The sequence below is a fragment of the Ruminococcus sp. MCC718 genome, from assembly GCF_018783905.1.
GTDB classification, from domain to species: Bacteria; Bacillota; Clostridia; order Lachnospirales; family Lachnospiraceae; genus Hominisplanchenecus; species Hominisplanchenecus faecis.
In genome coordinates this window covers 66,370-91,113 of the sequence record NZ_WQNP01000047.1, presented here as the reverse complement: position 1 = coordinate 91,113, position 24,744 = coordinate 66,370, and the positions used below count along the sequence as shown (strand labels likewise).

General features: G+C 45.0%; 23 protein-coding genes. 1 reads left to right on the top strand and 22 read right to left on the bottom strand.

Going from position 1 to position 24,744, the window contains the following annotated elements; translation table 11 throughout:
* Positions 1–390: 390 nt before the first annotated feature.
* Positions 391–1,566, top strand: a complete 1,176-nt coding sequence (locus GPK60_RS06505) for a ribose-phosphate pyrophosphokinase (protein ID WP_147631686.1) — start codon at positions 391–393, stop codon at positions 1,564–1,566.
* Between the two features lie 136 nt (positions 1,567–1,702).
* Here the strand turns inward: GPK60_RS06505 and GPK60_RS06500 are convergent, their stop codons facing one another.
* The 22 genes from GPK60_RS06500 to GPK60_RS06395 all read right to left on the bottom strand — a co-directional run bounded on the left by GPK60_RS06500 (position 1,703) and on the right by GPK60_RS06395 (position 24,728).
* The gene (locus tag GPK60_RS06500; protein WP_215659096.1) at positions 1,703–5,977 is read right to left on the bottom strand and encodes a glycoside hydrolase N-terminal domain-containing protein; all 4,275 of its coding nucleotides are present in this window, start codon (positions 5,975–5,977) and stop codon (positions 1,703–1,705) included.
* Between the two features lie 197 nt (positions 5,978–6,174).
* The gene (locus tag GPK60_RS06495) at positions 6,175–8,505 is read right to left on the bottom strand and encodes an ABC transporter permease (protein WP_215659095.1); all 2,331 of its coding nucleotides are present in this window, start codon (positions 8,503–8,505) and stop codon (positions 6,175–6,177) included.
* 12 nt (positions 8,506–8,517) lie between these two features.
* Positions 8,518–9,216 carry an ABC transporter ATP-binding protein gene (locus GPK60_RS06490; RefSeq protein ID WP_173866489.1) on the bottom strand — a complete coding sequence of 233 codons (699 nt, stop codon included), beginning with the start codon at positions 9,214–9,216 and terminating at the stop codon, positions 8,518–8,520.
* 191 nt (positions 9,217–9,407) lie between these two features.
* Positions 9,408–10,382: a TIM barrel protein gene (locus tag GPK60_RS06485; protein WP_215659094.1), complete on the bottom strand. Its 975-nt coding sequence runs from the start codon at positions 10,380–10,382 to the stop codon at positions 9,408–9,410.
* A gap of 4 nt (positions 10,383–10,386) precedes the next feature.
* Complete coding sequence (gene pgeF / locus GPK60_RS06480; protein WP_022119455.1) at positions 10,387–11,217, bottom strand: peptidoglycan editing factor PgeF; 831 nt, start codon at positions 11,215–11,217, stop codon at positions 10,387–10,389.
* A gap of 90 nt (positions 11,218–11,307) precedes the next feature.
* On the bottom strand, positions 11,308–11,685 hold the full coding sequence (locus GPK60_RS06475; protein WP_173895827.1) for a YraN family protein: 378 nt from the start codon (positions 11,683–11,685) through the stop codon (positions 11,308–11,310).
* A 91-nt stretch (positions 11,686–11,776) separates the two neighbouring features.
* Entirely contained in the window at positions 11,777–12,544 is a 768-nt protein-coding gene (locus GPK60_RS06470) for a ribonuclease HII (RefSeq protein ID WP_022119355.1), read from the bottom strand.
* A 211-nt stretch (positions 12,545–12,755) separates the two neighbouring features.
* Positions 12,756–13,289 carry a signal peptidase I gene (lepB, locus tag GPK60_RS06465; protein WP_173895829.1) on the bottom strand — a complete coding sequence of 178 codons (534 nt, stop codon included), beginning with the start codon at positions 13,287–13,289 and terminating at the stop codon, positions 12,756–12,758.
* Positions 13,290–13,303: 14 nt separating this feature from the next.
* Positions 13,304–13,819: a signal peptidase I gene (gene lepB / locus GPK60_RS06460; protein WP_022119353.1), complete on the bottom strand. Its 516-nt coding sequence runs from the start codon at positions 13,817–13,819 to the stop codon at positions 13,304–13,306.
* 23 nt (positions 13,820–13,842) lie between these two features.
* Positions 13,843–14,706: a ribosome biogenesis GTPase YlqF gene (gene ylqF / locus GPK60_RS06455; RefSeq protein WP_173895831.1), complete on the bottom strand. Its 864-nt coding sequence runs from the start codon at positions 14,704–14,706 to the stop codon at positions 13,843–13,845.
* A 13-nt stretch (positions 14,707–14,719) separates the two neighbouring features.
* Positions 14,720–15,286 carry a signal peptidase I gene (gene lepB / locus GPK60_RS06450; RefSeq protein ID WP_226911807.1) on the bottom strand — a complete coding sequence of 189 codons (567 nt, stop codon included), beginning with the start codon at positions 15,284–15,286 and terminating at the stop codon, positions 14,720–14,722.
* A 243-nt stretch (positions 15,287–15,529) separates the two neighbouring features.
* Positions 15,530–15,877, bottom strand: a complete 348-nt coding sequence (gene rplS / locus GPK60_RS06445; protein ID WP_022119350.1) for a 50S ribosomal protein L19 — start codon at positions 15,875–15,877, stop codon at positions 15,530–15,532.
* A gap of 87 nt (positions 15,878–15,964) precedes the next feature.
* Entirely contained in the window at positions 15,965–16,723 is a 759-nt protein-coding gene (trmD, locus tag GPK60_RS06440; protein ID WP_022119349.1) for a tRNA (guanosine(37)-N1)-methyltransferase TrmD, read from the bottom strand.
* Position 16,724: 1 nt separating this feature from the next.
* A complete protein-coding gene (rimM, locus tag GPK60_RS06435) occupies positions 16,725–17,231 on the bottom strand; it encodes a ribosome maturation factor RimM (protein WP_022119348.1) in 507 nt (168 codons plus the stop codon).
* 81 nt (positions 17,232–17,312) lie between these two features.
* Positions 17,313–17,540 (bottom strand): KH domain-containing protein, encoded by a 228-nt coding sequence (locus GPK60_RS06430; RefSeq protein WP_022119347.1) that lies wholly within the window; start codon positions 17,538–17,540, stop codon positions 17,313–17,315.
* 11 nt (positions 17,541–17,551) lie between these two features.
* Entirely contained in the window at positions 17,552–17,797 is a 246-nt protein-coding gene (rpsP, locus tag GPK60_RS06425; protein ID WP_147631289.1) for a 30S ribosomal protein S16, read from the bottom strand.
* Positions 17,798–17,878: 81 nt separating this feature from the next.
* Entirely contained in the window at positions 17,879–19,225 is a 1,347-nt protein-coding gene (ffh, locus tag GPK60_RS06420) for a signal recognition particle protein (RefSeq protein ID WP_022119345.1), read from the bottom strand.
* A gap of 24 nt (positions 19,226–19,249) precedes the next feature.
* The gene (gene ylxM / locus GPK60_RS06415) at positions 19,250–19,588 is read right to left on the bottom strand and encodes a YlxM family DNA-binding protein (protein ID WP_022119344.1); all 339 of its coding nucleotides are present in this window, start codon (positions 19,586–19,588) and stop codon (positions 19,250–19,252) included.
* A 68-nt stretch (positions 19,589–19,656) separates the two neighbouring features.
* The gene (locus tag GPK60_RS06410; RefSeq protein ID WP_022119343.1) at positions 19,657–20,652 is read right to left on the bottom strand and encodes a lysylphosphatidylglycerol synthase domain-containing protein; all 996 of its coding nucleotides are present in this window, start codon (positions 20,650–20,652) and stop codon (positions 19,657–19,659) included.
* Between the two features lie 6 nt (positions 20,653–20,658).
* Positions 20,659–21,912 carry a polysaccharide pyruvyl transferase family protein gene (locus GPK60_RS06405; RefSeq protein ID WP_022119342.1) on the bottom strand — a complete coding sequence of 418 codons (1,254 nt, stop codon included), beginning with the start codon at positions 21,910–21,912 and terminating at the stop codon, positions 20,659–20,661.
* 16 nt (positions 21,913–21,928) lie between these two features.
* Positions 21,929–23,770, bottom strand: coding sequence for a hypothetical protein (locus tag GPK60_RS06400; RefSeq protein WP_022119341.1), 1,842 nt, complete (start codon positions 23,768–23,770; stop codon positions 21,929–21,931).
* Between the two features lies 1 nt (position 23,771).
* Positions 23,772–24,728, bottom strand: a complete 957-nt coding sequence (locus tag GPK60_RS06395) for a glycosyltransferase family 2 protein (protein ID WP_147631332.1) — start codon at positions 24,726–24,728, stop codon at positions 23,772–23,774.
* Positions 24,729–24,744: the final 16 nt, after the last annotated feature.

The following is a 24,744-nucleotide window of genomic DNA, read 5'->3' as shown; positions in this document are numbered from 1 at the left end:
GGTTACGGCATTTATTTTTTATATTTATATTTTAACAGAGGATGAGGATTATTATACTGTTTGCATTGTGCAGATATGCACACTCCTGTGCTTTCATCTCGGTAATTGAATTGCCGAGGATTCCCGCTTATTGTCCTAAATACAAACCACTTTTATGGTCTGAGCTTTGGATGATGCCTGTAAACACCATCCGCATATTATCAAGTATACAAGAGTCATCAAATACAAGCAAGCGAAATTTTTCTTTACATAGTTTTTACAAAATCCTACAATTTTCTTGACGCACCAATTCCGAAATGTTATAACTAACATGATAAGGATGCACAAAATGCGAAGCATCCATGGGTTAAATTTTAAGATATGCGGCAATTGCGGCATTAGGAGGTAAATATGGCAAACTTAGAACCGCTCATTCAGTCGATTCCTGTTGCTCCTTTGAAACTGGCTTCACTGGAAGGATGCAGAACTCTTGCAGATCAGGTCAACAACTATCTGGTATCCTTCCGTCACGAATCTCCGACCAATGTAGGACAGGCTGACAGTCTGCAGGGTTACTGTGCAGATTCTTATCTGCTGGAGTGTGAATGCCCACGTTTCGGAAGCGGCGAAGGAAAAGGCGTTCTGAAAGAATCTGTACGTGGCTGCGACCTTTTTATTATGGTAGATGTTACAAACTACAGCCTGACTTATCGTGTAAATGGCTATGAAAATCATATGTCTCCGGACAATCACTATCAGGATCTGAAACGTATCATTTCCGCTGCTGACGGAAAGGCAAGACGTATCAATGTCATCATGCCATTTTTATACGAAGGAAGACAACATAAACGTTCCAAAAGAGAGTCTCTTGACTGTGCTCTGATGCTCCAGGAACTGGTTGACATGGGTGTCAGCAATATTCTGACGTTTGATGCACACGATCCTCGTGTATCCAACAGCATTCCTCTGCATGGTTTTGATTCTTTCATGCCTACCTATCAGTTCTTAAAAGCACTGGTAAATTCCGTACCGGACTTTGTGATCGATAACGATCATCTGATGATCATCAGCCCGGATGAAGGAGCTATGGGACGTGCTGTTTATTTTTCCAATATTCTCGGCGTTGACATGGGTATGTTCTACAAGAGACGTGATTACTCTACCGTTGTCAACGGAAAGAACCCGATCGTTGCCCATGAATTTCTCGGCGATGATGTAAAGGGAAAAGATGTGATCATTATTGATGACATGATCTCTTCCGGTGAAAGTATGCTGGATGTTGCCAAGCAGTTAAAAGAGCGTGAGGCAGGTCGTGTTTTTGTCTGCACAACGTTTGGTCTTTTCACCGACGGGCTGGCGAAATTCGATGAATATTACGAAAAAGGCTACATCAGCAAAGTCGTAACTACAAATCTGAATTATCGTCCGCAGGAACTGCTGACCCGCCCTTATTATCAGGAAGCAGATATGAGCAAATTCCTGGCATCCATCATCGATGCCCTGAACCACAATGTATCCATTTCCAGTGTACAGTCTCCAACGGATAAGATTCACAAGCTTCTGGAAAAATATAAAAATGAGCGGTAAATTTGCCTGATTTTTAAGATTCCGTAAAACAGAAACTTTTTCTGTTCTGCGGAATCTTTTTATTATAAGAGTAAAGAAAAGACAAAAGAGATGCAGCTTCAGCTGCATCTCTTTTACACATTATAGTTTTTAGTATTTATTTCTTTTTATAAACCGTTTTTTTGCTGATACCTGCTTTTTTCAGATTTTTCTTCAGAGTATTCCGCGTCTTTTTAGACATTTTCTTCGGTATAACGACTTTCATCTTCGCAGATGTTCCTTTAAATGCCTTGCTTCCGACTTTCACTGCTTTTGTTCCTTTGAAAGTCACATTTGCCAGTTTTTTGCTGTTTGCAAAGCTGTTTGCTCCGATGGAAGTTACATTCTTACCGATCACAACGCTTGTCATATTCTTATTTTTCTTAGCTGCATTCTTTTTGATGGAAGTTACCTTAAAGGTCACACCGTCAATCTTCACAGTTGCTGCGATCGTAATCTTCTTGCCTTTTCCGGTCACTTTGACTGCCTCTGCAGTTCCGCCCTTTGCTGCGGACTTGGTTACTGCATATTTTACACCTTTTACGGTAACGGTTGTTCCAACAGCCGGTACTTTTGTTTCCGGTGTCGGTGTCGGTTTTTCCGTATCCGGTGTAGTATCTTTTTTCAGAGCTTTCTTTGCCGCATCCAGTTTTGCCAGAACATTTTCAATCTGCTCTTTTGTTGCATTTTCATCTTTCAGCACTTTCTGTGCTGCATCCAGTGCTTTCTTAAATGCATCTACACTCTCTTTTGTATAACCGTTCAGGTCTGTTTTAGCGGCTGCATCCACCGCCGTATTCAGATTACCTTTGTCTGGTTTTGCCTCCAGCTTGTTCTCTGCATCTTTCAGTTCAGCAAGTGCTTTGTTTACATCCGCCTGGGCTGCATCATCTTCCAGGGCAAGTTTTGCCTTTGCTGCTGTGATTGCTGCCTGGTAAGCCTGTACACTGGCATCGGTATATACACTTAAGTCTTTTTTCTGTGCAGCCAGAACTGCATCCCAGAGTGCATCCGTATCCGTCATGACCGGTGTATTTGCAACGTATTTGTATGCATTAAATTCTGCTGCTGTCACGTGCTGATTCTTGGTTGCGGTATCATCCAGTGTTGCCAGTGCACGGATCTGGATTCTTCGCATTTCGGTCGGTGCAAACGTTGCCGTCTTAACCGTCTTGTCTGCGTCCCACTCACCGCTTGTCAGTTCTTTGAAATCATTTCCGGATTCTGTAGTACTGTATAACAGTTTGTATTTTGTAATAATACCATTTACAGAAGTTCCGGATGAACGAGGTACATACTCAAATTTGTTGATTGTTACATTCTGACCAAAATCAATCGTAAACTCATTATTCTGATCATTTGCGATATCCGGATGTGTTCCGCCACTGGACCATCTTGAGTGCCAGATTGTACCGGTATTTCCGTCAATTGCCCAGGAAGCAGGGCCATCATTTCCGGATCCTTCTTCACTTCCTGCGGTTGCCTTCCAGCCATCATGTGCCAGTTTTTCACTTGACTGTGTCAGGTCTTTGACTGTTGCCACTTTGGAGTCGCCACTTTCTTTGTCTTCGTAACAAGCTGTCACTTTGTAGCTGACTGCTGAAACATCTGTAAATGCTTTTTTATCTACAAAAGAAGTTCTTTCTGTCTTTTCGGCAACCTTTTCAAACGTTGTTCCGTCTTCGCTGCGGTATACATTGTAAGAAGTTGCACCTTCTGCTGCAGCCCAGCTTACTTTTGTGCCGCTCTCTCCGTAGTAGTTTGCTTTTACATTCTTCGGAGATTCCGGAACTTTGATCGTATAAGTTTTTCCTTCTTCTGTATTAAAGGAAACACGGTTTGTTTTTCCGCTTACTTTTGTTGTCTCTACAACGTTACCGTCAGAATCGGTAACGGTTGCGTTTGCGATACCGGAGTACTGTACCTGACATTCTCCGCCCTTGTTGGAAACGATCTGTGCCTGGTTCAGTTTTCCGTCTGCCCAGTCATAGGAAAGTTCGAAGTTTCCTCTTGCTACCAGACCTTCTACGGAACCATCGCTCCATGCATCCGGAAGTGCCGGAAGCAGATTGATGTAACCCATATTACTCTGAAGCAGCATCTCAGCCACACCGGAAGTCATTCCGAAGTTACCGTCGATCTGGTATGGTGAATGCGTATCCCACAGGTTGGTAAGAATACCGCCGTCAAACAGGTCTGTAATCAGTTTGTACGCATGGTTTCCATCGCCAAGTCTTGCCCAGGTATTGATTCGCTGTCCCATGCCCCAGCCGGTTGATTTATCTACACGGTTTTCCATGGAAACTCTTGCTGCTGCCAGCCATTTTGGTGTATCTACAGAGATCAGGTCGCCCGGGAACAGTCCCAGCATATGAGAAAGATGTCTGTGGTTGTAGCCCTGTCCGAGGCTGTTTACGGTTGTCTCGGTATACCATTCTTTGATCTGACCGCTGTCACCTACTTCAATAGGTCCTTTCAGATCGCTCTGATTTTTCTTCCACTGTGTTACTTTTGCTGTATCTGTCTCACCAACGATACCTGCTGCTTCGATGGTGTCCTGATAAAGCTGCCATACCAGTGTCTGCTCGTATGTATTACCGCTTGTCTTTGGTCCATGCTCCGGTGAATAACTCGGGGAAGATACCAGTTTGCCGTCTGCATCCTTGATCAGGATCTGATCATACAGAGTAGCTTCCTCTTTCATCATCGGATAGATTTTCTCTTTCAGATAATCGGCATTTCTGGTAAAGTCATAGTATTCCCAGCAGTTCTGCAGGATCCACGGAACCGCTGCCGGTGACCATCCCCAGTCAAAATTCCATCCCGGACAGGTCCATCCAAACGGGTTGTTCTGTGTATGTGCCATGAAACCGTTCTCTTCGCCGTCTTTGCTCTCAACACCTGCATAGATCTTCGCTGTCACACGGCCAGGTGCACGCAGTGCATCAATGTAGTTGATCAGTGGCTCTGCACATTCTGCCATATTGGTGACATAGGTCGGCCAGTAGTTCATCTGAAGATTTACGTTCATGTGGTAGTCAGCATGCCATGCGGAGTTGTTCGCACCAACCCAGATACCCTGAAGGTTGGACGGAAGTGTCTCACGGTATGGATCATCTTCCGGTGTCTCACGGGAAGATTCGATCGTCAGATAACGACCATACTGGAACAGCATGACTTCCAGATAGCGGCGTTCTGCTTCCGTTGCAGTACCTGCCTTGTATGCTGAAAGCAGTGCATCCGTTGTCTTGTCAGAAGGAATCTGGCCAAGATCCAGATCTACACGTTCGAAGATGTTCTGATAATCTTTAACATGATCCGCTTTCAGTGTATCGTAATCTTTTGCTGCTGCCTTGTCTACATACCCGCCGACTCTGCTATCCAGTGCTTCTGCACTTTCACCGGTACGGTATTTTGGATATTCATCTTTATAATCGGTTGCAATGGAAGTGATGATCGTAACGCTTGTTGCATCTGCAACCGTTACTTTATCGGTTCCGTCTGTGGTGGTTCCGTCTGCGATCACTTTTGTCTGGGAATTGAATTTCATCTGGTTATCTCTCAGAGTTCCGGCAACTGTGATCTCACTGCCGTTTACTTTTGTATTCCAGTCTCTCTGATAAGAATTTGCTCCAGGGTTGTTGCTTCCGCCGCCCTTTTCGTTGTCCGGATTTACCTTGACATCGAAGTTCAGTTTGCCGCTTCCGCCGGTTGCTGTCAGTTTTGTCACCAGCACATTGTCCGGATAGCTGACGAAGTTTTCTCTTACATAGTGTGTGCCATTGTAATCATATTCTACGCTTGCAACAGCTGTGTGAAGATCCAGTGCTCTTTTGTAGTTGCTAACGGAACTTTCTGTGATACCTTTGAAATCCAGGTACATATTTCCATAGCTCAGGTAATAACCATAACCATTCGTACCTGCATCATCACTGACGCCGACCAGCTTTGCACAGAGAGATTCTGCCGTGCTGGTGTTGCCGGATGCAAATGCCTCCTGGATCTGCTTTACTACCTTACTCATTTTGGTCTGTACACCGTTTACATTTGTTGTCTCGATATTTCCGCCATTGTAGTTCGTTCTAGAAGCGGACGGACCGCCGGACCAGAGTGATTTTTCATTTAACTGGATACGCTCCTGGGTAATGCCACCAAACACGCTGGCACCGATGCCGCTGTTTCCAAGCGGAAGGGACCATTTTTCCCATCCATCGTAGCTGTCCGGAGCTTTCTCGTCATACCACAGCTTCAGTTCGTTTTCATCTGCTGCTTTTGTCTGCACATCCGCCGTTCTGGCAGGCACTGCTGCAAATGCTGCCGAAGGAACGGAAGCAGCCAGCATAACTGCTGACAATGCCGCAGACATGGCTTTCCAAAGTTTTCTCTTTTTCATACTTTTTGCTTTTCTCCTCTCTTATTGTTACTCTCTTTTTTAACATTTGCTGAATCAGAAGAAGTTTCATCAAAAAAAATGCACGCCATGTCTGCATGACGTGCAATCTTTTCCCATCTGCTGAAACATTACTTAGATTTTACCATTATTTTTACTATATAGCAATGTATTTTTTAGCAGATTTTATTTACTTTTCTCTATTCGATATTTTTCAGTGCCGTTTCCATCGGTATTTTGCTGATTCTAAAGAACTGTAGCAAAGCAACCAGTGCATAAACTGCCATGCCCATCAGAAACATCTTCCAGTATATTGCAGGCTCAATGTACAGAGAAAGCCAGCCTGAAAACTCTGCCATCATATAGACATAGATCACCTTAATCATCCAGGTGGCGATCCACAGACTCAGCAATACGGAAACGGCAACCACCCAGCTTGTGGAAACCAGATACAGGCGGACGATCTCATCATTTTCATAGCCAAGGATCTTAACCATGGAAATAGAATGTTCATTCTTTTCAATGATCAGTTTTGTCAGAAGATAGATCAGAAGGGCAAACAGAACAACCGCAAATACATTGATCAGCTGAAACATATTTCCCATAGAGACATCCAGCTGTCTGGAAATCTTGGTCAGGTCGTCCTGTGTGATCGTGGAAGCAATGTACGCTTCTTCGATATCGGTGATCTTTTCGTTTGAGAAATAGCCATTAAAATACGTGTCGGATTTCTCAAACACACGGCAGAACTGCGGCATTGACATAAATACGGAAAGTCCGGACGGATAGACATAGATTCCTTTTACCGCAAAAGAGTATGTTTTATCCCCGTAAGTCTCTTTCAGCCAAATGGTATCTCCTGTTTTTATATTGTATTTTTCCGCATATCCATCTGAAATATACACACCCTCATCCGGAAAATCCGCCTTCATGTAATGACTTCCCTGCTGTGTTCCGTAGACAGTGACGCTCTCACTGTCCCGTTTGCCCGGAACGGTTTCCAGTGATTCCATGCAGAATTTTTCTGCCTTTTTGTTTTCTGTTTCCAGTGACGGAGTCAGGAAGCGGCTCAGTGCCCCATACAGGGTGTAAGTGTCATCCTCATCAATCTCATCCGGTACGTTCAGAATGTACTGATAATCTGCGATCATATTGTCAACGGTCTGTTCCTGGTAATGATCCAGAAGCGGTGCCATCATCATGCCGAACAGCAGCAGAATATTGGCAAATACGATTCCCACAAACAACGTGATGTAACTGGATTTGTTCTGCAGGATGATGCGCAGACGGAACCGGTCAAAAAAGCGAATATCCGGCAGTTTCACTGCTTTTTGTTTTTTTGATGTGCTTAAGTCTCTTCTTAGAAACTTCAGCGGAGTGAGTTTTAATCTTTTCGAGATCAGGACCAGATTGACCAGCAGCATGATCACAAACGGCACAATGGTCGTCAGGACGAATGCATCCATATTCCATCTCGTTTCGTAGGTCGGAAGACTGTAACTTCCATAATACATACCGGCACAGATATTTTTAAAGACGGTATAACCCAGAACATTTCCGATCACCGCTGCTATAACCGTGACCAGAAGCGGCAGTGTCATGTAATGTACCAGAAGTTCTTTTCTTGTATAACCGGAAGCCCGCAGGGTTCCGATCACCGCAGCCTCTTTGACAATCGTATTGTTTGTTGTCACCGCAAAAACAAAGGCCATGATTGCAATCAGGATATACAAAAGCACGATCATCATCGAACGGTCACTGCCCATATCGTCTCCGGTGAAATGGATCGCCTGATTTGCATAGCGTGGGATATAGCCTGTCACCGATGTGTAATCTGCCAGTATCTCAAGAAAGTCATCGGAACGTTCTTTCTCTGCTTTTTCTCCCTGTGGCGGATCATCATATGTCCAGGAATAACGATATTTAAGGTGCGTTTCTTCCAGATTGTCAAAGGCTTCATCTGTAACAATGGCAACACCGAACTTAACTGCATCAAACATCATATCCGAATTATTGGAAAACAGTGCACTGTAATCAGACAGTGCCACATAGCCTGTCACCGTTTTTTCTTCTTTTCCGACTTTTATGATGTCACTGATCTGTATCTTGTTATTTTCTGCATACATACGGTCGATGGCAATCTCATCTTCCTTCTTGGGAAGCTCTCCTTTCATCAGGCATACGAGATCGATCTGGCTGCGGTTTTTGTAAACGCGTACTGTACTGTCCTTTTCCCCGTCGAGATCAGTATCTGCATCTTCTTCGACATAGTAATTTTCATAAATCTGAACGCCTTCTTTTTCCAGTCTTTTGATCTGACTGTCCGTTGCCTTTTTCTCCAATGTAAAGTTTCCATCTTCGATGTGATATTTCTCAAAGCTTTCCTGATAAGCTGCCAGCATACTGTCATCTGCCACCAGGAAACCGGAGACAAATCCGATCGTCGCTGTCATAAAAAGAAAAACTGCAAAGTATTTTCCAATGTCACCGATCAGTTCTCTTGGAAGACGTTTGAGCAATGGATTTTTCATATTCTCACCGCCTTACCATTCCAGATCAGCTGCTGCGATCTTGGTTTCATTGACATAATTTTTCCGGATCTGTCCGTCCCTGAGCTTTACGACACGGTCTGCCATATTTTTGATGGCATCATTGTGCGTTACCATGATCACCGTGTTGCCGTATTTCTGGTTGATCTGCTCGATCAGGCAGAGGATTTCTTTGGAAGTCTTGTAATCCAGTGCACCCGTCGGCTCATCACACAGAAGAATGTCCGGATTTTTGATGATTGCACGCCCGATTGCCGTCCTCTGCTGCTGTCCGCCGGAAAGCTGGTTCGGCAGCTTGTTGCGATGTTCATACAGCCCAAGTGTTTTCAGAAGCTCATCCAGTTCCAGCGGTCTGTCGCTTAAATAAGCCCCCACTTCAATATTTTCTCTGACACTGAGATTTGGTATCAGATTGTACATCTGAAATACATATCCCAGATGTCGGCGGCGGTATTGCGTCAGTCTTTTTTCTTTCATATCCGCCGTTTTCTCACCATTGATGGAGACATACCCTTCGTCCGCCTGGTCAATCCCGCCGATAATATTCAGAAGCGTAGATTTTCCGGAACCGGATGGTCCAAGCAGCACACAGATCTGTCCTTTTTCAACAGAAAAGTCAATTCCTTTCAGCACTTCCGTCCTGTTTTCTGCTGTGCCAAATGATTTTTTCAAGTCTTTGATCTCTAAAAACATATTTTTCCTCTCCCAAAAAATAGTCTGTAACTTGTCGCTCACTGTCTGCAAAGGCGGTAGTCACTTTATATTTGATGTTAGAATCAACTAACTTATGGTCATTATAGCACAGTTGTCTCGCTTTTTTCTGATTTGTATTTGATAATTTTTCTCGTTTTAAAAAGCTGTCACGGGCAAAGTCTGAATGGTTATTATAGATTTCTCCCCTTCAAAGCTGCACGCTGCATCACCAGCTTGATCTCATGCTCGCTTCTTCCGTAGGACATCAGCTCATGTGTCAGATATTCCGGTTTTATGGTTTCTACCAGTTTCTGAACTTTCGGTGTGGTAAAAGGCAGATGCTGGTCGATCTGGAAGACGTGTTCATAGCAGGCTTTGGAACATGCTTCGTAATCCGATGGCATGGCATCCTTTTTGGTGATCAGCGTTTTCACATACGTACCCGTGATGCTCTGATTTAAATGCATGCCTTTGATATAAGAAGCCAGATTTCCGTGCTCTGCAACTTTTTCCAGGATGTAATCGACCGCCTCATCCTGCGTTTTCAGTTCCAGATTCATGTGCATCAGATGCCCGGTATCCAGCATAATGCCTTTCTTTTGATAATGGACCTGCGAGAGCAGACGCTTCGTCATCTCCGGCCTTGTCATGGTAAGACCCGGCCACCAGAGATTTTCCATGAGGAAATCAAACGTGTAATCTTCTCCATCCAGCAAAAGATTGATCAGTTCTGCCGCCGCATCGATCACTTCTTCGTCTGTGTGCCGGCACTGATAGGTAAACAGCTCCCTGGTACTGACATCGCTTACATGAAAGACCACATAGCGGGCTTTCAGCTTTCTGGCACGCTCCAGGTCTTCCCGAAAACATTTCAGGATACAGCTGCGATCGAGCCCTCCGAAAATCTCTTTCACTTTTTCAAAGGATCCGTATTCTTTGCTCAACATCTCCAGTTTTCCATTCCAGAAATCCAGCCAGGAATCAAAATATCGCAGATGTACGCCAATCACGGATCGTTCTGTAAAGAAATCATCTCTTCCCCCCTCACACGGCAGCAGTTCAAATCCATCCATACCAAGATTTCCTGCAAACGAAATGGCATCTGCCTCATCCCGATAGCGTTCCACATCAAACGCATAATCCGTTGTGTTGATCATCTGTTTCATAAAATCATTCGCTCCTCTTCAGTCCGAGAAATGCTGCCAGATTGCCACGTTTGCCTTTTGAGGCACGGTGTGAATACAAAAGTTCCGGATTGCAGCAGGTACACCACTGGGTCGTATGGATGTTTTCCGGCAAGATTCCGGCCTCCTCCATCACAATCTCATTTGCCCTCCATAAATTCAGCTGATACTTTCCGTTTTCTTTCCGGTAATACAATTCGCTCTGACAGTCTTCACGATAATATTTCTGAAATTCCAGAATGACATCCTCGCTGACTTCATAACAGTCCTGACAGATCGATGGTCCGATTATTGCTACGATATCTTCCGGTCTGCTTCCATATTGATCCGCCATCGCCTGAACCGTTATCTTGCCGATCTTATGAACCGTTCCACGCCAGCCGGAATGTGAAAGCCCGACTGCTTTTCTGATGGGATCTACAAAATACAGCGGCACACAGTCTGCATAAAACGTTGCCAGCACCAGTCCCGGAACGTCTGTGATCAGTCCGTCCACATCCGTATAATCCAGCGGTTTTGTAAATCCTTTGCCGCGGTCTGCTTCTGTCACCACACGGATGTTGGTCGTATGCGTCTGATCTGAAAAGACCAGATCTTCCGGTGTGAAACCGATCGCATCTGCAATTCTTCTGAAATTTTCACGTACATTTTCTTCCTGATCGCCACGCGAAAAACTCAGGTTCATGCTCGACAGATGCTCTGTGCTCACTCCGCCAAGTCGCGTTGAAAATCCCTGCACGATCCCTTCCATCTTTTCAAACGGCGTAGCGGAAAGCCATGTCACACCGTTTTTTTCTCTTTTTTCAAAAGTACCCATTTATCTTCCTCCTGTAAACTCCTGAAATGCCAGTGTCAAAAGTTCTTTTGACCCCAATAGATGCCTGCAAATTGCTCTGCTAAATACCGATCAAAACCGGACATTTCCGGCATAGGCAAACGCATCCCGGATCAGTTCCATCTCTTCTCCGTCAAATGCCACGACATCAAACCGGACACTCTGGTCTGCACAGATCCCGTGAACTTTCATATAATAATCTGCCACGCGGCTGATCGTTTTCTGCTTTGCTGTGGATACGGCCGCTGCCGCACCGCCCTTCTTGTTGTTTTTGCGGTATTTGACCTCCACAAATACCAGATACGCCCCGTCGCAGGCGACCAGATCGATCTCCCCGATCCGGCAGCGATAATTTTTCTCTATGATACGATAACCACATTTTTCCAGATGGACGGCTGCCAGTAATTCATATCTTGCCCCAGTTTTGCGTGTGTTTCCCCCTCTTGTCATTGATACCCCCATTTTCTTTTGTATTATGAGTTATATGCGATTTTTCATGTTTCGCACTTTTAAACAGTTTTGACCTGTTTGTCCCCCCGACTCATATGATGTTTTTGATAAAGCTCTGTCGGTGGATCGGGGATGATCCGAATTTGCGTATTGCCTCCATATGTGCGGCACTTCCATAGCCTTTGTGTTTCGCAAATCCATATTCTGGCATCAGTTTGTCATAATCTTTCATCAGGCGGTCCCTGGTCACTTTTGCGATCACACTCGCCGCTGCGATCGACAGGCTTTTTGCATCTCCTTTAATGATCGGTACCTGCGAAATCTCCACCTGTGGGATCTTCACAGCATCATTTAAGAGAACCTGCGGCCGGATCTTCAGTCCGGCGATTGCCTCACGCATCGCCTCATAAGTTGCCTGCAGGATATTGATTTCATCGATCCTTGCCGGTGATGCCATGCCGACGGACACTGCCAATGCTTTTTCCATGATCTCATCGTACAGAGCTTCCCTCTTCTTTTCTGAAAGCTGTTTGGAATCATTCAACCACAGGATCTCACAGTCTTCTGGCAAGATCACGGCACCGGCGACAACCGGTCCTGCCAGCGGACCGCGTCCTGCCTCATCAATTCCACACACATAGCCATATCTTTCGTACTGATGTTCGTAACTTCTCATTTCTTCCAGGCGAACCCGCTCTTTTGCCAGCTTTTCCTGTTTTTTTCGGTAACTGTTTAAAACTGCCTTCACGCCGCTTCTCTCATCCATAGCATACTGTGCAAACAGTTCTTCCAGGGAACCTTCTTTTGCCTCTGCAAATTCTTTTTTGATCTGTGCGATGCTTTTTCTGTCTGTGCTCATATATTTTCTCCTTTATTCCAACCCACAGTCGGTAATCATATTTTAGAGGGGGAATGCTTCTCTGCGGTAAAGCGGACATTCACAATCCGCTTCGCTACTTGCTCATGAACGCATATCCTGTCCAAAAAGTCCGACTGATCATTTCGTTCGTATTTAAAAAAGTGCCACACAAAGTGGCACTTCTTATTCTAACGCATTTCTCTTTTTTCGTCTACTGGTGTCTGACTACGCAGATACGATCAAGCGGCCAGATACGTACCCAGGCACGACCGACAATCTTTTCTCTTTTGAGATTTTCGACATTCTCATAGCGGCTGTCATCGCTTCGGTTGCGGTTATCTCCCAGCACGAAGTACTCATCATCGCCAAGCGTGATCGGCTCTGCCGCACGTCCGGCATCATTCATCACTTCTGCACCGTAATTTTCATCCAGCTTTTCACCGTTGATGTAAACATAGCCATCTATGATCTGTACGGTTTCTCCCGGCAGACCGATCACACGTTTGATATAGTACTCTTCTTTTCCGTCACGCACAACCGGAAAGACTACAATATCAAACCTCTCCGGATCATGGAAACGATAAGATAATTTATCCATCATCAGCTGATCCTTGTTGTGCAGATACGGATACATAGAATCTCCGCTGACCATGGTCCTCTGTACAACAAATGTATTGATCACGAATACAACTGCTAACAGGCATACAAAATATACAACCCAGTTAATAATCTCTTTTGCTTTCATCAAAAACTCCTTTTCTACAAAGATCCCGCCCGTTCAAATGGCCAGATGCGTACCCAGGCACGCCCGATGATCTCTTTGCGTCTGACATTCCCGACATCCGGAAAACGACTGTCTTCACTGGCATTGCGATTGTCTCCGAGCACAAAATATTCATCGTCTCCAAGTGTGATCGGGTCGGATGCAAGTGCTGCGTTCTGGATTTTTTCATCACAGAAATGTTCGTCCAGTTTTTTACCGTCTATGTACACATACCCGTCCAAGATCTGCACCGTCTCACCCGGCAGACCAATGATCCGTTTAATAAAATACATATCCTTATAGCGATACGGAAAAACAATGATATCATAACGTCTGGGATCAGAGAAACGATAACTGACCTTATCAACGATCAGATTGTCATCGTCATGCAGCGTCGGATACATCGACTCTCCATTTACCCGCGTACGCTGACCGACATAAGTTGTCAGCAAAAAGCTGACGCCAAACACCAGTACGATATAAAACAGCACCTCGATAAGTCCCTTTTTCATACTCTCCTCCCACAAAATACTGTCTACTGCTCTTCCGTCTCTCCCTTCGGAAGTTCCAGCGTGATCCTGCCAAGTTTTCCGCTTCGGAAATCATCCAGCAGAAGCATACCTGTCTTGGTATAATCCAGTTCCTGACCTTTTTTGATGCAGCCACGCCGTCTTGCGATCTCCTCGTAAACTGTGAGTGCTTCCTGAGCGGTTTCTTCGCAGCCATAACGTTCCGTTAATCTCCCCGGATAATGTTCCATCAGGAAACGGATCAGATTGAGTGCAAGCTCATCCGTATTGAGGATCTCGTCTTTGATGGAACCGATCATTGCCAGTCGCATACCGACACTCTGGTCTTCAAATTTCGGCCAGAGAATACCCGGTGTATCCAGCAGTTCCAGACCCTTATTTAAGCGGATCCACTGTTTTCCTTTCGTAACACCCGGCTTATTTCCGGTCTTTGCACATGCTTTTCCGGCATAGGCATTGATAAACGTAGATTTTCCGACATTCGGAATCCCGACAACCATTGCCCGCACCGGACGGTTCTTGATTCCTTTGCGTTTGTCTCGCTCGATCTTTTCATGGCATGCTTCCAGAACGGCTGCATTGATGGATTTAAGTCCTGCTCCACTTCTGGAATTGATCTTTCTGACGCAATACCCTTTCGCTTCGAAAAAAGCAACCCACGCTTCATTGCTCTTTTCATCCGCAAGATCCGATTTGTTCAGAAGAATCAGGCGGGCTTTGTCCCTGCCCATCTTATCGATATCCGGATTGCGGCTGGAAAACGGTACACGTGCATCCAGCAGTTCGATGACAAGATCGATCAGTTTGATGTCTTCCTGCATCATACGCCTTGCCTTGGTCATATGACCAGGATACCACTGATAATTCATATTTTTTACCTTTCTACTTAACAAGTCCCCGGTGATCCGAAGGAGATAAAACAGCCCAGACTTTCCCTTCAATATCTTCCAGCTTTACATTTCCCATATCTGCAAAACGGCTGTCTTCACTCTGATTGCGGTTATCACCAAGCACAAAATATTCATCTTCACCAAGTGTGATCTCCTGTGCTGCCATTCCGGCATTTTCCATCTGTGGAAATCCCTGCGTCTCCAGGTAGACACTTCCATTAATATAGATCATACCATCGATGATCTGGATCGTCTCACCCGGCAGTCCGATCACACGTCTTATATAAGAATGCGTGTCCTCGCTTCCATTCAGTTTAAACGAGATTACATCCTCCCTGGATGGTCCTGAAAAGCGATAGGACAGCTCATTTAACAGAACAACATCTCCGCCGGACAAGGTACTGTTCATCGCCTGTCCGATGTTCGTTCTGGACTGACCGAAAAAGAAAACAGCAATATATGCAAACAGGATCACCACAATGATCTGAAACAGCCATCCAAGACCGGCTTTGATCGGATTCTTTCTGACCTTTTCCCGTTCTTTTTTCTGTTTCCTCATTTCCCTTCTGCTGTGTTTTTCCTGTATTGCCTGTTCCTGTGAAATCCGATCTTTGTTTCTTCGATCCCTTTCTCTGCGATTTCTTCCTGTGCGGCTCATGTATCCTCCCCTTTTGCCTTTTGAAATTCACAGTCGGTTATACAGAAACAGGGACAATTACCTAAGTACTTGTCCCTGGTCTGTCTGGCTGACCCGAACAAGCAGTGCTTGTTGCGGAATCATTCGGTACGCTGCTGCGTCCTATTATTTAACCAACTCTTTTACTTTTGCTTTTTTACCAACACGGTCTCTCAGGTAATTCAGTTTCGCTCTTCTTACTTTACCTCTTCTGATAACCTCGATCTTTTCTACGTTCGGGGAGTGCAGCGGCCATGTCTTTTCAACGCCGATTCCGTTGGAGTTCTTTCTTACTGTGAAAGTTGCTCTGTTGCTTCCACCCTGTTTCTTCAGAACAGTTCCTTCGAAGATCTGGATACGTTCGCGGTTACCCTCTTTGATCTTTGCGTAAACTTTTACAGTATCACCTACGTTAAATACAGGTACTTCCGCTTTCAGTTCAGCTGCTTCAATGTTCTTAATGATTTCGTTCATCTTGTTGTTCCTCCTTATATTTTCAGATGTTCTTAATACCGCCCAGGTAGCAGAGGACCATCTCTTCTCACAACGTGAATAATTTTATCATACCTCTTGCGTAAAAGCAAGCTTTTTTTCAGCCAGACAGCGATCTGCCAGAGCTTTTTCTTTTGCTGACAGATCCGCTTTTTCCAGCAGATCTGGTCTTCTTTCTGCCGTCCGGATGACGGACTGTTCTCTTCTCCATTTTTCAATGTTGGCATGATGTCCGGATAACAGCACTTCCGGAACCCGCTTTTCATGCCAGACTTCCGGTCTGCTGTAATGCGGATGCTCCAGGAGATTTCCCTGGAAAGATTCGAATTCGGCAGATGCCTCATTGTGAAGCACACCCGGAACCAGTCTGGAGATCGCATCCATCATCACCATTGCCGGAAGTTCCCCTCCGGTCAGGACATAGTCCCCGATGGAGACGTAGTCTGTCACGATCTCTTCCAGGACACGCTCATCGATCCCTTCATAATGTCCGCACAGAAAGACCAGATCCTGCTCTCTTGCAAATTCTTCCGCCATAGGCTGTGAAAAAGTACTTCCCTGCGGCGTCAGATAGATCACTCTCGGCCGGTAACCGATCTGTTCTTTTACTGCCTCATAGGCTCCATAGACCGGTGCTGCCTGCATGACCATGCCGGCTCCGCCTCCGTACGGTGTATCATCCACCTTATTATGCTTATTCGCAGCATAGTCGCGGATGTCCGTTGCTTTCAGAGAAATATATCCCCGTTCGATCGCCCTGCCCATGATACTGGTATTCATTCCCTGCTCGATCATTTCCGGAAACAGTGTCAGTACATGAAAATGCATGCTACACCAGCCCTTCCAGAAGATGCACTTTCATGCGGCCTTCTTCCACATCTACTTCCAGAATACACTGACGGATCGCCGGGATCAGGATCTCTTTTCCTTCTTCCGTCACTACCTGATAGACATCGTTTGCTCCGGTCTGGATCACATCATCCAGTGTGCCAAGAAATGCATCATCCTCGGTATAGACCTTAAGTCCGATCAGATCTGCGATAAAATACTCATTTTTCTTAAGTTTTACTGCATGCTCGCGTGTCACAAGCAGCGGACACTTTCTGTATTTTTCAATCTGATTGATATCATTATATTCTTTAAACTTCAGGATAACCATATTTTTGAAAAATTTGACACCTTCCACTTCCAGTTCCAGTTTTTCTCTTCCGGTATCCAGAAGCACTTTTTTCAGTTTTTTAAAACGTTTCGGATCGTCGGTTGTCGGAAATACTTTGACTTCCCCGTGAATACCATGTGTTGCCGTAATCACTCCGACCTGTAAAAATTCTTCCATGTTTCTCCTCCGGGTAAAATTGAATAAAACAAAAACCTCGTCTGCACGAGGTTTTCAACGCAGCATCCTGCAGCTTTTCAGCTACAGAATGTCCACTACAACTTTCTTGTCTTCCTTTGAGGCTGCAGCCTTTACGACTGCACGAATCGCTTTCGCAATTCTGCCCTGTTTACCGATTACTTTTCCCATATCGGATGGGGCAACTTTCAGTTCAACAACCGTTGTCTTTCCAGACTGCCTTTCCGTAACGGTAACTTCTTCCGGATTTTCTACAAGTGACTTAGCGATTACTTCTACTAATTCTTTCATCCTGCCACCTCTTATTTTTCAATACCGGCGATTTTGAAGAGCTTTCCTACTACCTCTGTCGGCTGTGCACCATTTGCCAGCCATTTCTTTGCCAGCTCCTCATCTACCTTGAATTCACTCGGTTCGATGTTCGGATTGTAGGTACCGATCTCCTCGATGAATCTTCCATCTCTCGGGGAACGAGAATCAGCTACAACGATTCTATAGAAAGGATTTTTCTTTTCTCCCATTCTTCTTAATCTGATCTTTACTGCCATTACTTTCACCTCCTCAGTATTTTTATATCTTTGATATCTATGAAAACCTGCCTTTGGCAGCTTCTCTGCATTCTTTACGTGCTAAAACGGAAGCTTGAACCTGCCGCGTTTTGCACCCTTGCCTCCCATCATACCAGGGAACTGTTTCATCATCTTGCGTGTCTGTTCGAACTGTTTGACCAGTTTGTTGACTTCGCTGATGTCCACACCTGCACCTTTTGCGATACGTTTCTTTCTGGACGGATTTAACAGATCCGGATTGGAACGCTCTTTCGGTGTCATGGAGAGGATGATCGCCTCGATGCGTGCCATCTTGGACTCATCCACCGCAGCCTCGATATCTGCTGCTTTATTGCCAATACCCGGCATCATACTTAAGATACTGGATATGCCTCCCATATTTTTAACCTGAGCCATGCTCTCCAGATAATCATCGAAACCAAACTGTGCTTTTTTCAGTTTCTGTTCCATTTCTCTGGCTTTGTCTTCGTCGATATTGGCCTGTGCTTTCTCAATGAGCGTCATCACATCGCCCATGCCTAAAATCCTGGATGCCATACGCTCCGGATAGAACTGTTCCAGATCGGATAACTTCTCACCCATACCAACATAGAGGATCGGTTTGCCGCAGGTTGCCTTGATCGAGAGTGCCGCACCGCCTCTGGTGTCTCCATCCAGCTTTGTAAGGATGACACCGTCAAGCTCAAGTTTCTGATTGAAGCTGTCTGCCACATTGACTGCATCCTGTCCGGTCATTGCATCCACCACCAGGATCGTCTGATCAACATGAACGGCTTCTTTGATGTTCTGTAACTCCTCCATCATCGCTTCATCGACATGAAGGCGTCCTGCTGTATCAAGGATCACGACATTAAATCCGTGACTCTTTGCATGTTCTACAGCTGCTTTGGCGATATTGACCGGGTTCTGCTTGTCTCCCATGGAGAAAACTTCCACACCCTGTTTCTCACCATTTATCTGAAGCTGCGTGATAGCTGCCGGACGATATACGTCACACGCTACCAGAAGCGGCTTTCTGCCTTTTGATTTAAATTTGCCTGCGAGCTTCGCAGTTGTTGTAGTTTTTCCGGCTCCCTGAAGACCTGCCATCATGATCACAGTAACTTCACTTGCCGGACGCAGTGCGATCTCCGTCGTCTCAGATCCCATCAGGTTTACCAGCTCGTCATTTACGATCTTGATAACCATCTGGCCCGGATTCAGTCCGTTCATCACGTCCTGACCGATTGCACGCTCCTGAACCGCTTTTATAAACTGCTTCACGACTTTAAAGCTGACATCCGCTTCCAGAAGAGCAAGCTTTACTTCTTTCAGTGCTGTCTTGACATCTGCCTCTGTCAGTCTTCCCTTGCCGCGAAGGTTTTTAAATATATTCTGCAGTTTATCCGATAAACTTTCAAATGCCATCGTAACCTCCACCGTCAGTCGGTTTTATAATTCTTTCAGCAGCTCATCCGAAATCTTCCTTACTTCTTCCGGATCATCTGCCGCCATCCTTATGGCTTCCACCTTTTCTTTCAGACTTACAAATCTCTCAACCAGATGCAGTTTTGTCTCGTAATCATCCAGGATATGTCCGCACCGTTTGATCAGATCGTGCACACCCTGTCTGCTGATTCCCTGATTCTCTGCAACTTCACTGCAGGAAATATCGTTGAATACTACATCCTCGTATATTTTCTGTTGATGCTCTGTAAGCAGTTCACCATAAAAATCATACAATAATGTCTGCTCTAAAATCTTTTCCACTGCAATCACCTTGGTTATCATACACGAAAGAAGCCACCGTGTCAAGTATTTTTTCTTGACATGATGGCTTTTTCTTTTTTTATTTCAGATCAAGCTGTTTTCTTCTTTTTTTTCCGAAATTCCATAATCTTATTTACAATAAAAGCAATTGCAATCAAAATGAGTTCCGCAACAGTCTGCCACAGTCTGGATATAATAGAAATAATCACAGCATATTCTTTTGGCATAACAAGACCAAGTCCAAGCAGCATGATACCTTCCCTTACGCCAAGACCGGACGGTGCAAATACAGCAAGAATTCCGATGATACAGGACAGTCCGTAAATTCCGGCCACATAGAGAAATTCGGAAGTCGGAACCGGATAGATGGAGCATACCAGCATATAGAATCCGACACCAACGACCAGCCAGTTGCAGATAAACAGCAATACAACTTTGATCATCTGCCCATAGGTGATCGGAATCGAAAGATCTTTTTTCTTAATAAACCGCTCAAGGATCTTCAGGAAAAAGTTGATGATCTTCGGGTTGATGCAGATAAAAAACAGGATCACCAGACCGATCGTCAGCCATTTGTAATCATTGAGCAGGTCGTTCGGAAAAAAGAACAGCGAAACCAAAAACAAAAATGCAGCTCCGAGAAGCGTACAGATATTCTCAAGGAAAAAGCAGACCGTCACTTTCCGGATCGGTGCTCCTCCTTCTTCGTATGCCGGCACGCGGGCAAGCAGCATAAAAACTTTTCCCGGAATGTATTTTCCGAGAATGGAATACAGATATGCTGTGATTGCCTTGAAATACTTGATTGAACAGTGATTTAACTTTGTGATATAGTGCCATAAAGAAGCCAGTGTCACTTTATAAAGGAAATAAAACAGCACCGCTCCCGTAAATACCAGCCAGTTGATCTCAACGTCCAGATTTTTATAGGAATCATAATTTTTATAAAAATAGCGAACCAGAAAAACAGCAACCAGCAGTAAAAATCCGATCTTGGCATATTTCATCCATTTCTTCTTTCCGCCCTTCTGTTCGTTTTCCAGGATTTCCGCGTCTTCTTTTTTTACCTGTGTATTTTCTTCCATAACCGATCATTCTCCTACTATTTCATCTACAATCTCAGAAACATAAACAATGTTTTTCTTGGAACTTTCCATGACTTCTTCATAATGTTCATCCAGCTTGCCGCGGATCGTCTCTTCTTCCTGAATGAATTTCTCAAATTCCTTTTGCAGGGACTCTGCCGTCAGATCGGAAAAATCGATCGCATACTGCCCAAGCTCAAAAAAATCCAGCACTTCCTGATATTTATGGCTCCATCCCACCAGAAGCACCGGCACTTTCTGCTGAAGAGCACCGATCATGGCATGGAATCTGGAAGCAACCAGAAAACGGCATTTCCCGATGTACGCACGGATTTCTTCTGCCGTCATTTCTTTGTGGTACCATCTGACCATCTCTTTGTTTTTCACGCTTTCATAGACCGCATCGCAGACCGGAAGATCGTTGTTTCGCGGTTTGTCGCTGTGTATTCTCGCACCGTTTGCGATGATCAGTACGTTCCATCCATCCTCGTTGAGACGGTCAATAAAATCCGTCATGATCTTCGGATAATCAATCCCGAGCTTATCACATTTTTTCCGAACAACCGAGCTGATCGACAGTCCAACCACTTTATCATTGAAAAAGGCATCCTTCTGTGCTTCTGCTTCAACCTGTTTCAGATAATATGGATCATCTGCCATCGTAAACGCTCCGTCCGCACAGAGTTTTACATTCTTCTCAATGCCGATCCCTTTCAGATTGTCAAGGGTTCCCTTTCCTCTGGCACAGATCAGCCGCATCTTCGGAAGAATCCATTTTGCCAGAAAACGATTCCAGAAAGAGTGAAAGGTTCCCATTGCCTGAGAATATTTCAGAACCGGTGTGCCCATCAGCATCGGCACGGCCGCACACACAAAACCATAAGTATTCATCACAAATCCGCGGCTGTCCACAAAAGAGATCCCCGCTTCATCCAGAACGGCATCCGTCTCATAATATGCCCGCAGAATTTTATTCTTCAAAAGCAGACTCTTTACCGGAGGCAGAAAATGAAATACTTTATAGAGAACTGCCAGCGGAAACGCGATAAACAAAAGCTGTTCCGGTTTACAGGAAACGATCCGGATAAAATCCCACGGGATCTGTTCTTTATCTTCTTCCGGATAAACAGACATCAGATTGATTTTCAAACGTGTTCCATATTTTTCATAAAGCTGACGGATGGAGCTTTGCAGCATCGCTGCCGCTCCTTTGTTTCCGCTGTAACTGGCTGCCGTAATGGCGATCACCACTTCTTTCATACTTTCCTCCCGTCTGTCATCCTGTATAAGCACTCAGAGAAACACCTCTCTTCTCCAGTGCATCTTTCAGTTCGCTTCCTTTGACATAGACAAAGTCTTCTTTTTTGTTGTAATCTTCGCTGTCGATCAGATAGTACTCACCGTTCTGAAACTGTTTTTCATCCGGTAGATGTTTTGAAATCACAAACACGTTGTCTGTTTCGTCAAAACCCTGATAATTTTTGCTGATCAGATGATAATCCATCAGACGCACCTGATACGATTTGATCGGTGCCGCTGTTTTTTCTGTCCATACATAAGAATATTCTTTATAGATATCTCCGAAGGACAGAATCAGATTTGAGGCGGAAGAAATTCTCGCTTCTCTTGTATTGCTTTCGGAAATCGTAATGTTTGTTACATTGTAGCCAAAGAGCAGTACCGAGACAAGCAAGGTCAGGGCACATGCCTGGTATCCTTTCTTTTTCTGACACAGAAACAGGATCAATAAAAACAGGATCAGTGCCACAACGCCAAACAGGATTACCCCGCTTGATACATGATCTCCTTTGAATGTCACGCTTTTTGCATTGGTCTTAACAAAGGTAACTAACATTCCCATATATTTCCGCACAAAACTCTGGTTGTTCAGATATGGGGCAGTGATTCTGGCAAACAGTACCAGGGTAACACCGCATCCTGCCACAGAAAGCAGTTTTGCCTTAATGCCAAACAGATCTCTTTTCCAGACCAGAACATAAAGTGCCACCATGCAGAGAACACCGAATGCACAGCAGACATAGCGGTCGTATACGATTCGGTCCACGCGGATTCCGTAAGAACTGTAAAAGTTCTTTTTGACGCTCTTCAGGAAGAATACCGTTCCGAGAACAAAGCTTCCTGCATAAGATAAGAATCCAAACAGTGCCAGTGTGCCTTCTTCCGATGTGACCTTTTTCGAACGGCGAAACATCAGAAATACGATGATCACGCAGGCGATCAGACCCACGCATACCAGTCCAAGAGTCGAGCTGAAAGAATTATACAGCCATCCGACCGCCATTCGAATATAAGATTTGATACCTTTTATTTTTGTCAGCAGTTCCAGAGATTCTTTCGGGATTCCGGTCGCATGTGCCGCTCTGCTTCCCCATATGGTTCGTTTAAAATATCGCACCAGAATCTTGTCGATCACAAGAAAGACTGCCATGCTGCCAAAAAAGCTGATGTACGGAAGTCTTCTCTCTTTTTCCTTTGTAAAAAACGGGATCAGCAATACCGTCATCGCCGTCGCGATCACCATAACGATTCCTCTGCTGTGGCATGCATAGGCATAAACTGCACAGAAACTCAGCAGTATCGTATAGATCTGCCGCTCTTTTCTGGTTTTTGCATACATTGCATTTAAAATAAGAAGTGCACAAACCCAGTTGAGCACGATCAGCATCATGTCTCCGCGAAGATAGATCCCCTGGAACATCACGCTGCTGATGATCGTAGAACCGGCTGCCAGAAGAGCCGCTTCCTTTTCTTTTTCAATCTTTAAGTAACGTCTGCTGATATAATAAGCCATCACCGGTGTCGTTGCCATAAACAAAGCATTCACAAAAGATGCGGCTTTGTAAACCATGATTGGATCTTTAAAGATCAGAAACGGCAGAAGCCACACAAACGCCATTCCATAACGATAATAAAATCCACCATTGCTTATAATCCCTGTTCCCCAGTTTCTTCCGGTCAGAAGAGCTGTATTGGTCAGAGTACCAAGCTCATCCACAACGGTGTTCGTACTCAGACATAACGCCGGCACTCCCATAAGCACCAGCATTACCGCAAACAGTGAGATCATACAAATCCTGTCCTGTTTCGTCATTGTCATTTTATTTTTCCTCTTTCTCTCTGTCATAATCCAGTTTACGTGCATGATACTGTACATCTTCCAAAATCTTGCGATTTGCCGCAATGATGTCTGCCAGCAGTCCGATCACGCCGGTCTGGAAGCCCATCAGCATCAGGATACTTGCAAGGATCAGGGACTGCACATGTCCGTTTCCGGCTCCGGTCGCATAGTAAACCAGAAAACGCACGCCAAGCAGTGCCCCGCAAAGAAAGAGCACACTGCCGATCCCGAGGAAAAATCGCAATGGCTTATACATCATAAAGGAACGGACGATCGTCACCATGGAACGCTTCACATAACCAAACATACTGGAAAACAGTCTGGATTTACGAAGCTCCGGATTGGTACGGATCGGCACCGACTCCATTGCCATTCTGGTGCGTCCTGCCTGGATGATCGTCTCCAGGGTGTAGGTATATTCATTTGTTACATTCAGACGCATCGCTGCGTCACGGCTATAAGCACGGAAACCGCTCGGTGCGTCAGGAATATCGGATTTGGATGCCACACGCACGGTCCAGCTTCCGAAATGCTGAAGCTTTTTCTTGAGCGGTGAAAAATGCTCAGTATCATCGATCGGGCGTTCACCGATCACAATATCTGCCTTTTCCTCCAGGATCGGACGCACCAGTTTTTCGATGTCATCTCCGCAGTACTGATCATCGGCATCAGTATTGACAATGATATCCGCACCGTTTCGCAGGCAGGCATCCAGCCCTGCCATGAACCCCTTTGCCAGTCCGCGGTTCGTCCGGAAATTGACTACATAGTTCACGCCCCAGTTTTTCGCAACCTTGACGGTATCGTCACGGCTCCCGTCGTTGATGATCAGATACTCAATCTCATCGATCCCGTCGATATGTTTTGGCAGATGATTCAGTGCAATTTCCAGCGTCTGTGCCTCGTTATAACATGGCACCTGTATAATTAATTTCATTATTTATCTCTCCTCA